Consider the following 12612-nt stretch of genomic DNA (forward strand, 5'->3'; position numbering starts at 1 on the left):
CCTGGCTTTTAGTTAACTCAGCATAATACGCTTAAACGAAATAAATTATGGTTTTAAAAAGTAATCGACTGCTCAGCACTGCACGTCGACGTGCCGGCCTCACACACTTTATAAGTATAAGTTAACGCAGATTTAGCACTCAACGCATCAAGATAAACTCCATCATTTTCCGTGGTGACTAAAAAATTATTGTCGCGATACACATCCACGTTAGTACTCGTTAAACCAGCAAATGATAACTCAACAAATTTATCTCGTTTAACCTTAACACCAGCAAGACTAAGGGTAATATCCCCTCCGGAAGGCGGTGGCGTAACACCACCTTCACAACCATTAGCCGTTAAATAAGCATCCGCAGCTTGTGCATCAACAATGCCATAACCAAAATAGTCATCTTTACCATTAGGCCCTGTTTTTGCCGTGGCTTTTAACGCATCTCGTATTTCCGTACCTGTGCACTCACTGTGATTTGACCATACTAACGCAGCGATTCCAGATACAGCGGGGGTTGCCATTGACGTACCGCTCATAAAGCCATAGTCAGATGTGCCAATATTAATACTTATATTCGCTGCTGAACGTAAAACACTACCATCTTCAAACGCAGCCCCTACAGCAGGAATGGTTGTGGAATTGGGTTCACCTAACGTGCCATAAAGCATGCCAGCAACATTATTAATAATGACAGCACCTATGCCTCCGGACGCTTCACAATTAGCCACTTTGTCATGGAAAGAAATTACCCCACGGTCAATAACACACACATTACCATTGGCACCACCATCAAGCGTTTCAGCCGTCCCCATATAATAAGCTGTGCCTGACACACTGCCAGAATTCTCCATCGAAGATGAGCTAATAAAGCCACCATCTGCAGTTAAAGTTGCGGCAGTAGCCATTCCAGCAGGATAAGTCGATAAAGTATCAACCCCTCCCGCTGTCACTTCAACACAAATGGTTTCATCTGTGGTCGCTCGTGGTCCTTTTCCTGTGGTACAACTTGGGAACTGAGAAAAATCAGCAATATTATTGTCAGCGTCATTAGCACCAACCATCATTACCGATGGATAACCTGCCGGATAGGAACGCACACTGTTACCATCATTACCCGCTGCAGCAACCACTAAACCTCCCGCATCGGTAAAGGCTTTAAATGCATTAGATTCTGTGGAGTTACTGCCACCACCACCTAAGCTCATACTGATAATATTTGCCCCAGCGGCGCTACACAAATTAGCAGCATGCGCTAAGTCAGAAGAATAACCCCAGCCCTCGGCATTAAACACTTTGATAATATGTAAATCGACACCCGGCGCCATGCCGATAACGCCCATATTGTTATCTGCTGCAGCAATGGTGCCAGCAACATGAGTGCCATGAGGACCACCATTTACATCCCAACGGCCAGTACCAGAATCGTCATCTCCGTCAATACGATTCCAATCAAAATCAGCATTACTGCGATCTAATCCGGAATCGATAATACACACCTTGATACCAGCATTTGGATTAAACGTCACTTTATCGGCATTAGATTGAACCACAGCATAAGGCGTCACCTGCTCAACCATTGGATTACCACTGCTATCAGCGAAGGCTGACATTAACTGACGCGGTTGATCAACCTCAACCAACTTAACATGCGGATTATTCAGTAACCCTTTAACTTGCTGTAAGTCTTTTCCTAAAAATGTAGCCGCAATAAATCCTTCACCATCAACATGGACTTGCCCACCCAGCTGCTTCGCTAGCGCTTTAACTACACCTTGATGTTGATGATCGACTTGAATAACAAAGCGTTCTGCTGTTGCATGTGATGAAATACCGGCTGAAAGAGAAATTGCCAGCATTGCATTTGTAAGGGTTGATAATTTCATAATTGTTCTCTTTTTTGATGGTGGCCTGTCGCTATTAATAAACCCACTTGCTATGGCAAGGTTATTACGCGTAACTCAGTAAAAAGTAGCACAGCGGAACACTGTTAACAATTAATTAACAAGATAAATAAGAGAAATAAACCACCCCAGTAAATCTGCGCAGAAGATTCTGCTTTAAAAGCATATCCTTGCTTGTTATGGCACTATTTTATTGTTAAACGATGCGATTAGAGGATTCACATAACACGATGAATCAATGTTATCGATTCCAACTAATTCATCGCTTGAATAACAACAATAATCAACAAAATAATACTGACCCCCTGCCAAAATTGAACAGGGTTACGTTGCATTAAAGGGGGTTTAGTCTTTTGTATGTAAGCTTGGTTAGGTTTACATAAATCGGCAATAAACTCAGATAATGTGGCATAGCGTTTTTGCGGATGAATACTCAAGGCTTTTTTTAAGGTTTCATCAATCCAGGGCGGAACATGTGGCGAGGACAATAAAATCGAGTTGTAGACTAAACGGCGTTGTTTAACAGGGGTTGAAGCTTGCGCTATTGCTGCGCTATAGGGAAACTTTGTCGATAACATTTGATAAGTTATGACGGCCAATGAATATAAGTCCGATTGCACGGTTCCTTGTTGCCCTAAAAAATGTTCAGGAGCAGAATATCGAATAGTCCCCCGGACACTTTCTTCGTTTTTAATATCAGTAACACCAGCAATAAATACTGAACCAAAATCGATAATTTTCACCGTATTAGTATGATCAATCATAATGTTATTTGGCCGTAAATCTTGATGAAGCATGTCTTGACGATGAAAAGCCTGCAAGCCTTTGGCAATTTGCTCAACAATCATTCGCACTTGCTCAAGGTTAGGATTAGGGTTATCGGCCATCCATTGGTGCAATGACACCCCTTCAATATATTCCACAACTAAATACAAATAACTACGCTTACGAGTTAATGGTATCGCTTTGGCTACATGGGGGTTATTCATTCGTTTAGCAATCCATTCTTCCAGCATAAAACGCTCAAGGTATTGTGGATCGCTGCGCATCTCAGTTGAAGGCGTTTTAATCACCACGGTTTTCTGGGTTTCAAGATCACGGGCAAGATAAACATGGCTGCGGCTACTAATATAGATTTGACGCAATATTTCAAAACCATCTAACTGCATTCTAGGGCCAATATTGGTTGGCAGGGGTAATTGGGTCAGTTGGTGGATTTCATTTAATTGATAAGAAGGAAGTTGCTCAATACGCGCAAGTTGAACGCTAAGGTTATCATCACTGCCATTATCAATCGCTTGCTTAATAATACACTTTGCAGCTTGTTCTAAATGCGTAGAGTTTTGTATGGCATTATAAATATCCTTACCACTAACAAACTCATGTAAACCATCAGTAGACAACAGAAAAACATCATCTTGCTCAATACCATAACTGTGATAATCAATATCACAAAGTTGGTCAATCCCTAAAGCACGACTTAAATAACTTACCTCAGATGACACCACACGGCGATGATCCGTAGTCAATTGCTCTAAGGCATTTCCATGCAATCGATAAACCCGACTATCACCGCAATGAAAAATATGCGCCGTGTTTGATTTAAAAACTAACCCACTGAAAGTACATACATAACCTTTGTCTTTGTTAAATCGATAAGGGCTATTACGCGTTTGAGCGCATAACCAATAATTTATCGACTTGATCACTGCTCGCCCAGAGCGCTTTACAGACCATGACTCACTTGTGCAGTAATAATCGGCCAAAAAACTCGACACCGCCGCTTCGCTGGCAATTTGGCTCACCTTACTTGAACTTATACCGTCAGCAATGGCTAAAGCCACCCCTTTAGTACTTAGCTGCGGCTCTTCAGGATGCAACCAGCCAATCGCATCTTGATTAACTGTTTTTACCCCTTTATCAGTTGCGCCACCGATACTCACAACCAATGCTTGGCTCATGCTGTTTCCCTTTCAATAAAACCTAAAAGCGTTGCACACATAGGCAACGCTTTTAGATTTGTTTACCAACTAATACTTAAGATAATTGACGTTCAGGCGAAGTCCGAACATGAGTTAAATATAAAGGTAGGCCGACTAGCATAAAGCCGCCGACAAGATTACCCAGTGCGGTAGGAATTTCATTCCAAATAAGGTAATCCATCACGGTAAAGTCCCCACCCATGATCATCGAAAATGGAAACAAGAACATATTCACAATCGAATGTTCAAAACCCATAAAAAAGAACAACATAACCGGCATCCACATTGCCGCCATTTTAGCACCAGCAGAGGTTGAAATCATGGCTCCGACAACGCCCATAGACACCATCCAGTTACATAACATGCCACGAATAAAAATCGTCATCCAACCAGCGGCGCCGTGTTCCTGGTAACCAACAGTTCTCGATTCACCAATGGCGCTCACTTTGGCGGCTATCGCACCACCATCAACAGAGTAGCCATAGGTTAAAATAAAGGACATAAAGAAAGCAGTAGTTAAGGCACCGGCAAAGTTGCCGACAAACACGAGCCCCCAATTTCGCATTACCCCACTAAAAGTCACCCCTGGTCGCTTATCGATTAACGCCAAAGGCACTAAGGTAAATACTCCGGTAAGTAAATCAAACTTCATTAAATACAGCATAATAAAGCCGACCGGAAACAATACAGCTCCAACTAAAGGGCTACCAGTTTTTATTGTCACAGTAATGGCAAAAATAGCCGCTAGCCCTAAAATTGCACCAGCCATAAATGCTCTGATAATCGTGTCCTTGGTGGACATATATACTTTTTGTTCACCGGAATCGACCATCTTAGTGACAAATTCACTCGGTTCAATATAAGCCATGTTCTACCTCTCTTTATCATTTAAAACTGTTATTGTTGAATATGTAAAATGTGAATCTATTACCAAGACTTATATGGTAAAAACTTACCATTTAACGTAAGAACAACCCGATCGCCCTTAGGGTCGGCTTGCTTTTCCACATCCATTGAAAAATCAATAGCACTCATAATCCCGTCGCCAAATTTTTCTTGAATGACTTCCTTTAACGTGTCGCCATACACGCCAACGACCTCATATAAACGATAAATTAATGGGTCTTGTGGCAAAGCTTGATCCCACACTTTAGTTGGATACTCTATTAACACTTTGGCCGCTTGGGGAGGTAAGCCTAAAAAACTCACTAATTTATCTGCAGTTTGTGCCGAACAGCTGTTCATGCCTAAGCATGCTGAAGTCGTCCATACCGTTGACATGCCCACCGCTTCAGCTATTGACTCCCAAGTCAACTCGCGCTCTTTTTTGATGGCAAATATGGCTTCTGTCACATCTATTTTTTTCATCTTTTACCCCACAATGTTGATATGCCTCATCAGGCTGCTACAAACCAAAATGTTCAAAAATAGTGCAAAACTTGTTTAGTCAGACTGCACCACATATGTGCTTTATTGTTGATAACACTTGGTACTTTAGATATTGCGAGAACTGTGCCAAAAAGCAGTTAAAAACATCTTGTTGATAAATAAGGGAAATACATAAGAACTCAGTTGACAACTTGCCACGATATTTCGTTGCCAACGAACTTTCGTGCTCATTTGCACGATATTTCGTGGTTGGCGTAATACTTGAATAGCCAGTGATGCTGCACAGCGACGTGAAAACATTTTTAAGGAATCGTCAGGTAGGGAGAAACAAGATGTTGAGCCATCTATTTAAACAAGCACCAGTTGCAATGATATTTATCGACCCGGTAAATAATCAGATACTACAAGCAAATTTACAGGCTCAAGCACTGTTTTCACTCGATGCAGAAAAACTTGGATCCTATACCGTTAGCCAGTTTTTTCCTGACTGCCTTGATAAGCTCATGCTGTTTACACAGCAAGTATTTGAACACGGCTCAGCTTGGTCAAATGATTTAAGTATCAGCATAAACCAGCAATCAATCACTTTAGATATAAATGCTATCACTCTTGATGAAGGCGTATTGCTCAGTTGTCAACTTGCCAGCGTTTGTTTTCAGCACTACTACCAATCGTTAGCAGAATCTAATTACCAATCAGGTCTATTACATTGGTCTAAAAGCGAAACCATTTACCAAGAAATTGAGCGCCAAAATCAAATGCTACTCACCGCTGTTGGTGACGGTATTTATGGAGTAGATAAAAAAGGCAACGCAACTTTTGTCAATGAAGCGGCAATTAAGATTATCGGTTGGAAAAAATCTGAATTAATCGGCAAAAATATACATCATATGATCCATCATTCCCATGCAGATGGCAGCCATTATGCCGTTAACCACTGCCCTATTTTTGCCGCCTTTAATGATGGCGAAGTTCACAGTATGGACGAGGAAGTATTCTGGTCAAAGTCAGGGAAAGCCATTCCAGTGGAATATACCAGCACGCCCTTAAAAGATAACGGAGAGTTAATTGGCGCCGTAGTGGTTTTTAGGGACATCAGTAAACGCAAAGAAACAGAGCAAAAACTATTAAACGCATTACAACAAGTCGACTCATTAAAGCAGCGTTTAGAAATGGAAAATGCCTACCTGCAAGAAGAGATTAATGCTGATTTCAACCATCAACAAATTATTGGTCAAAGTGAATCGGTTAAACATATGGTGCATCAAATAGAGTTGGTGGCTCCGACCGATGCCAACGTATTAATTACTGGTGAATCAGGAACAGGTAAAGAGCTCATTGCCCGCGCGATTCATGACGCTAGCCATCGCAAAAATCGCTCATTTATTCGCGTAAATTGCGCAGCCATTCCAGCGGAGCTATTTGAAAGTGAGTTTTTTGGCCATGTGAAAGGTGCGTTTTCAGGCGCGATAAGCGACCGTGTTGGTCGATTTGAGCTCGCCAATGACGCTACCCTCTTTTTAGATGAAGTGGGCGAAATTCCTCTGCAATTACAAGGCAAGTTACTGCGCGTACTGCAAGAGTTTCAATTTGAGCGAGTCGGTGAATCAAAAACTCGCACCGTTGATGTGAGGGTGATTTGTGCCACTAATCAAAATTTAAAGGCTTTAGTAGAACAAAATAAATTTCGCGAGGATTTGTATTTCAGGCTGAACGTATTTCCAATTCACTCACCCGCATTGAGAGACAGAATAGAAGACTTACCATTACTCGTTAATCACTTTATTAACAAAATCTGTTTACGATCAAATCTGGCAGCTGCCAAAGTGTCAATGGCGCAAATGCAGTATTTGTCTCGCTATAGCTGGCCAGGAAATATTCGTGAATTAGAAAATATTATTGAACGCCAAATCATTCTCGCAAAAGGCAATAAGCTCAGTTTTGAGTGCTTAAATCAAGATTTACCCATGGCAGAAATTCAACTTAACAATGCGCATCCTGAGCTGATCAGCGCCCAACAACAAAAAGATATCGAACGCACTAACCTAATCAATGCATTAGTGCGCACTAAAGGCAAAGTCTATGGTCAAAGTGGCGCTGCTGAGCTGCTCAACTTAAAACCAACAACACTATCATCCAAATTAAAAAAATATGGGATTAACCGACAAATCTATACTAACTAGCTGCTTTAACAGCAGGTTTTGAGAGCTTAATATACAAAAATAGCGAGATAAAAATCATTGCACCACCAATAATCTTTTGTACAGAAACCGTCTCATCTAAAAATGACACACTCAGTATCATGGTCCAAATGGGTTCTAAAATCATAATCAATGCAGCGGTTTCCATTTTGGCTTGATGCTGGCCAATGGTCTGTAATAAATAGCGAACTGAAGTTGCAATAAGCGTTGAAATAGCAAACCAAAATAGCAAATTGTCATTCCATTCAAAACTCACTTGATGTGTAACCGCAGAGTAGATACCCGCCACGATACCAACAACAAATAACTGCAAACATATGGAATCTAGAGGTTTTAGCTTACTACTTAGTTTTTTATTTAGCACAAAATGCACTGACATTAAGGCTGAAGCCAATAAAAAATACCCTTGGCTGGTTTCAACTTCCCAGCCATGACTTAAACTCAGTAACATCATGCCGATAACACTTATCGGCAGGGCGACCCAAAATGCTTTGTGAGGCTTAACTTTAAACATTATCCATGCGGTCATCGGGGCGATAATGACCGCTACGCTCATGATGAATGCGCCTTCAGATAAGCTATTGCTGATCGAAACCGCATACACCCAAATCAGTAACCCAATAGCTAAAATACTCCCTGTACCACTGGCTAAGATGATTTTTTTCGCCCTTAATCGCCACAGACTTTTATAGCAAAAAGGCAATAAAAACAAACTCGCGAGTAAAAAACGGCTGGCAATAAACACCTCGCCAGGCATTTGCTCAACCACTAGCTTAGAGGCAACCCAACCAAGGGCAGCCAATAAGGTGGCAATTAATAAATATAACGGTCCGCGCATTATCACTCTCTAGCTAATCAAAACAAACGCCAATAAACCTGTTATTACTTAAGTAACAACAGGTTACAGATATACTTCTTGGGGGTAAAACAGAGTATTGAAGTTAATAGATTGAATTAAAAACAAGCCCATATAAAAACAGCAACGTTTGCAGGTGCAAAGTTGCTGTTTAATTTTAATACACATTGGCGTTCAAGTGTTAGCGAGCAAACTCACAATAATCAGTTAATCCTTTCTCGTCACCACCAAACAAGGTTGCAGGATCATGCACAGCTAATGGGTAACCATGTTTAATACGGTTAGGTAAATCAGGATTAGCGACAAACGGCCGCCCAAAACCAACCATGTCCACTAAACCATCTTTTACCGCTTGCTCAGCTGTGTCAGGCGTATACTTGCCTGCATAAATTAACACCCCTTTAAAGGCTTCACGCACAGCTTGCTTAAACCCTGCTGGCGTTTGTGGTGCATCATCCCAATCCACTTCAGCAATGTGCAAATACACTATTTTGTGGGTATCTAATAATGCTGCAGCAGCGGTGTAGGTTTCAACTGGGTTGGCATCAACCGTGCCGTTTAATGAGGTAAATGGCGCTAAGCGCACACCCACTCTGTCTGCACCAATTGCCTCCACCAAAGCAGCAACCACTTCACTTAAAAAACGTAAACGGTTTTCTACTGAGCCACCGTATTCATCGGTGCGGTTATTGGCCTGCGAATCGATAAACTGATTAATTAAGTAACCGTTAGCCGCATGTAATTCAATGCCATCAAAACCAGCTTCAATCGCATTCAATGCCGCTTGACGATATTCTTCAATCACAGCTTTAATATCTTCTTTGGTCATGGCGCGTGGCTCAACCACATCAACAAAACCCGGCTCTTGGGTGCCGTTATCAATAAACACTTTGACGTTTTCAGCTTTAAGGGCTGAAGATGAAATCGGTTGCTGACCACCGATATTATCAGGGTGGGTCACTCGACCTACATGCCAAAGCTGAGCAAAAATCACACCGCCATTGTTATGCACAGCATCAGTAGTAAGCTTCCAACCGGCAATTTGTTCTGGGCTGTAAATGCCTGGTGTCCACGCATAGCCTTGCCCCATAGGTGATATCTGCGTGCCCTCTGCGACAATCAAGCCTGCTTGTGCTCGCTGAGCATAATATTTTGCCATCATCTCATTTGCTACGTTTCCGGGCTGTGAAGCACGAGAGCGAGTCATCGGCGGCATAACAATGCGGTTAGTTAAGGTATTACGCCCTAATTGAATAGGTTGAAATAGTGATTCTTTCATTGGAGGTTTTCCTCAAAAATGGGTCATTAAGCAAAGCTAACCTCGTCTGTTATTGATAAGGTTGTTAGCCGTGCTCAAAAAATACTTAATCAATTAACCTAATTGTATAAGTTCAATTTGATAGCTGTCAGGGTCGGTAATAAAGGCAATATGGGTTTGGCCGCCTTTGACTGGGCCGGGCTCTCGGGTTACATGTCCACCTAATGCTTTAATTTTGTCGCATGCCGCATAAATGTCATCAACACCTAAAGCTAAATGACCAAAGGCATTCCCCATATCATATTGAGCTGTATCCCAGTTATAAGTTAATTCTATACTGGTGCTACCAACTTGGTCTGGGTAACCCACAAATACTAAAGTGTAACGATATTCTATGTTGTCAGTTCTATCTAACACGCTCATACCTAACACTTCAGTGTAAAATTTAATCGACTTTTCTAGGTCACCGACTCTGATCATTGTGTGTAGAAATTGCATCATTACCTCTTAAAGCTTAGCGAAATTTTAGCTGTTATTGACAGAGCCATATCAACTCAGTCAATGGCGCCTGTATCAAATCAATAAAGCCATTTTAAGTAAAACCCAAAACAATTAACAATTATCAAAAATACTCAATATGATAAATTTATTTTATTAAAAGCTTACTAAACTCGCTATGTATGTTTTGGCTAAGAGCGGTATTCGTCGTGATGGTTAAACATAAATATATTGCCTAGCGATGACAGTCGTTAACAAGTTGCTTTAATACGTTGAAACATTAAGGTCCATAAAATCAGAAGCTAAATCAACTTTGCAAGTATTAATCGACGAATAATCCATTATTACTGCGGCAAAAGAGCGAATAACCTCATTTGTTGTTAGAGTTTACAAACTACAAAACCCTGACACCTATGTATGGGTTAATGCTATTCACCCAAATGCAGGATATAAAAGCCCTTTCAGGCAAGCAATTTTGTCCTGAGACCGTAAAAGCAGCGATCCCCGTTTTAGAGGCAATGGATATTATTCCGGTTGATCATAATTATCTAAAAGATGAGTTTGAAGAGGCAAGATTGGCTTATTACTACAAAGACCCATTGACAGGCCTGTATAATTATCGATATTTGGAGCACATTATTTCATTCAATGAAGAACTTTTTGGTAAACACTATGCTTGTTGCTATTTCATCAACTTATTAAATTTCGGCCAATACAATCAACAAAATAGCTGGCTAGCAGGTGATAACTTGCTTTGTAATATTGCCCGTAAATTAACCCAAGCTATCAATGACGCAGCAATATTTAGAGTGTTTGGTGATGACTTTTTAATATTAACAGAACAATACATCAAGCTTGACGCTGCAATGTTAGAAGCCAACTTGCAAATTGCTCAATTTGGTATCGAATTAGAGTTGCATGAATTGGATTTACAAACCGATAAAATCAGCACAATTAATGATTTTAGTAAGCTTATTAATCAATTTATTAATCAATCAAAATCAAATAGACAGTTTGATAAAAGGGGAATGTAACTTCCCCCTTAAGTGGTGCTAATTCACATCATCATGGCGTTACGCCGCGCGTTTTAGAGCCATACGTTTACCAAGCCAAACTCCTAAGCCCAAGGGGGCAAAAAATATTACTCCAAGGAAAAGCACGAAATATAATATTAGGCTTTTTAAGGTGTTGGTAAGCTCTTTAAATACCACTTCAACAGTATGTTTTGAAATATCATCTAAATTAGCCGCGGCAGCAACACGCTCGCGAGCCACCATTTCTTCTAAGGCTAGTCGTTCATTTTTCACCATTTGCTCCAAGGCTTGACGCTCAATAGATAATTTCGCCAACTTGTCATCCGTAGACTCACTTAATTGGGTTAATAATGGTGTTAACTCTTTGCGTAAATCAACGGCCAAACTGGCCATCATTTCAGGACTTTTAGCCATAAGAGTTTGAAAGCGCGCAGAAGTATCGCTTATGCTAGCCAAGGTTTTTTGCAGTTCATCTGCATTGATATTGGAATGCAATGCATATAGCTCAGCCTTCCAGGTCAGTATTTTCGGCATTTGATCAGCAATCATCGCCATACGATCAGAAATATCACTCATTACCTCAGGCACAGTCCCAAAAGTGGTCACTGCCTCAAACTCACTGATATTTCTAAAAGCTAACCAATCATTAAACGCTGATCTACGAGTAAAAGTTATATCCATTATTGGATATTCAGTCACATATTTCGCAATAAATGCTTGGTATTGAGTAAACTCTTTTGGTTTAACAAAGCCTTTAATGGTGCGCTCAAAATTCGCCTGTAGGCGCTCACTCGCCTCAATAGCAATCGCTTGGTGCTCACCAAATAACTGACGCCCATTACCATTAGTAAAAAAGTCATTCATTTGCGCACTAAGCACCCAAGTATCAATCATAGCGGCCAAGGGTGATGCCTGAAATATGGTTCTTTGTAGCGCTTGCTCACTATTAATTTTCCACATTAAAGTGCGGGATTTGAGGGTGATAAAATCAGCTCCAACGGCAGACTCCATGCCAGAATTGCTCGCAAGCAATGCTATTTGATCTGCGCTGTTTTCAACCTCACTGTAAAAAGTGTGGCTAAAGTCACGACTAAACACACGCATATTTAGCTGTTCTTGGGGTAAAGGTTCAATACCACTCTCTAGCTTAACCTCTAACAATGAACAACTCGGCAAAGCAAACAACATTATCGACACAAGGAATAATTTTCGAGCAAAACCCATAACATAACCTCAAAAGGTGACACAATATATGTCGCAAAACACGACAACCTATCACAAACCAATTCATAAACTATTAAAATATAATACATTTTATCGTCATCAGAATATAGCCTATTAATCACCCCACACTTTTATGGCACATGAACAAAACGATAGTGGAACAAATAAATGGCTATTGACCTAACCATTCATGCTCCCATAAATCCCCCCTATCAATGGGTTTAAATACGCATCAAATCGCCCCCCCACTAATGAATATTTTTTGACCTATACTT

Annotated in this window: 10 protein-coding genes; 2 read left to right on the forward strand and 8 right to left on the reverse strand. The window is 40.8% G+C overall.

All coding sequences use genetic code 11. From position 1 onward, the window contains the following. Positions 1-53: 53 nt before the first annotated feature. The 4 genes from HBH39_RS14850 to cynS form a co-directional block, all read right to left on the reverse strand. Positions 54-1877: a S8 family serine peptidase gene (locus HBH39_RS14850; RefSeq protein ID WP_167679463.1), complete on the reverse strand. Its 1824-nt coding sequence runs from the start codon at positions 1875-1877 to the stop codon at positions 54-56. A gap of 272 nt (positions 1878-2149) precedes the next feature. Next, positions 2150-3856, reverse strand: coding sequence for a bifunctional protein-serine/threonine kinase/phosphatase (locus HBH39_RS14855; RefSeq protein ID WP_167679464.1), 1707 nt, complete (start codon positions 3854-3856; stop codon positions 2150-2152). A 76-nt stretch (positions 3857-3932) separates the two neighbouring features. After that, positions 3933-4745 (reverse strand): formate/nitrite transporter family protein, encoded by an 813-nt coding sequence (locus HBH39_RS14860; RefSeq protein WP_167679465.1) that lies wholly within the window; start codon positions 4743-4745, stop codon positions 3933-3935. 59 nt (positions 4746-4804) lie between these two features. After that, positions 4805-5245, reverse strand: a complete 441-nt coding sequence (cynS, locus tag HBH39_RS14865; protein WP_167679466.1) for a cyanase — start codon at positions 5243-5245, stop codon at positions 4805-4807. 353 nt (positions 5246-5598) lie between these two features. Here cynS and HBH39_RS14870 point away from each other — a divergent pair, with 353 nt between their 5' ends. Beyond that, on the forward strand, positions 5599-7449 hold the full coding sequence (locus tag HBH39_RS14870; RefSeq protein WP_167679467.1) for a sigma 54-interacting transcriptional regulator: 1851 nt from the start codon (positions 5599-5601) through the stop codon (positions 7447-7449). On the opposite strand, the gene HBH39_RS14875 is transcribed toward HBH39_RS14870, so the two are convergent. The 3 genes from HBH39_RS14875 to gloA all read right to left on the reverse strand — a co-directional run bounded on the left by HBH39_RS14875 (position 7442) and on the right by gloA (position 10079). After that, a complete protein-coding gene (locus HBH39_RS14875) occupies positions 7442-8305 on the reverse strand; it encodes a DMT family transporter (protein WP_167679468.1) in 864 nt (287 codons plus the stop codon). The genes HBH39_RS14870 and HBH39_RS14875 overlap by 8 nt on opposite strands. Before the next feature lie 199 nt (positions 8306-8504). After that, entirely contained in the window at positions 8505-9602 is a 1098-nt protein-coding gene (locus HBH39_RS14880; protein WP_167679469.1) for an alkene reductase, read from the reverse strand. Between the two features lie 93 nt (positions 9603-9695). Beyond that, positions 9696-10079: a lactoylglutathione lyase gene (gene gloA, locus HBH39_RS14885; protein WP_167680103.1), complete on the reverse strand. Its 384-nt coding sequence runs from the start codon at positions 10077-10079 to the stop codon at positions 9696-9698. Between the two features lie 440 nt (positions 10080-10519). On the opposite strand from gloA, the gene HBH39_RS14890 reads away from it, so the two are divergent. Further along, positions 10520-11113, forward strand: coding sequence for a GGDEF domain-containing protein (locus tag HBH39_RS14890; RefSeq protein WP_167679470.1), 594 nt, complete (start codon positions 10520-10522; stop codon positions 11111-11113). 39 nt (positions 11114-11152) lie between these two features. Here the strand turns inward: HBH39_RS14890 and HBH39_RS14895 are convergent, their stop codons facing one another. After that, positions 11153-12337, reverse strand: coding sequence for a chemotaxis protein (locus tag HBH39_RS14895; protein ID WP_167679471.1), 1185 nt, complete (start codon positions 12335-12337; stop codon positions 11153-11155). Positions 12338-12612: the final 275 nt, after the last annotated feature.

The organism is Shewanella aestuarii (assembly GCF_011765625.1).
Taxonomy (GTDB): Bacteria; Pseudomonadota; Gammaproteobacteria; order Enterobacterales; family Shewanellaceae; genus Shewanella; species Shewanella aestuarii_A.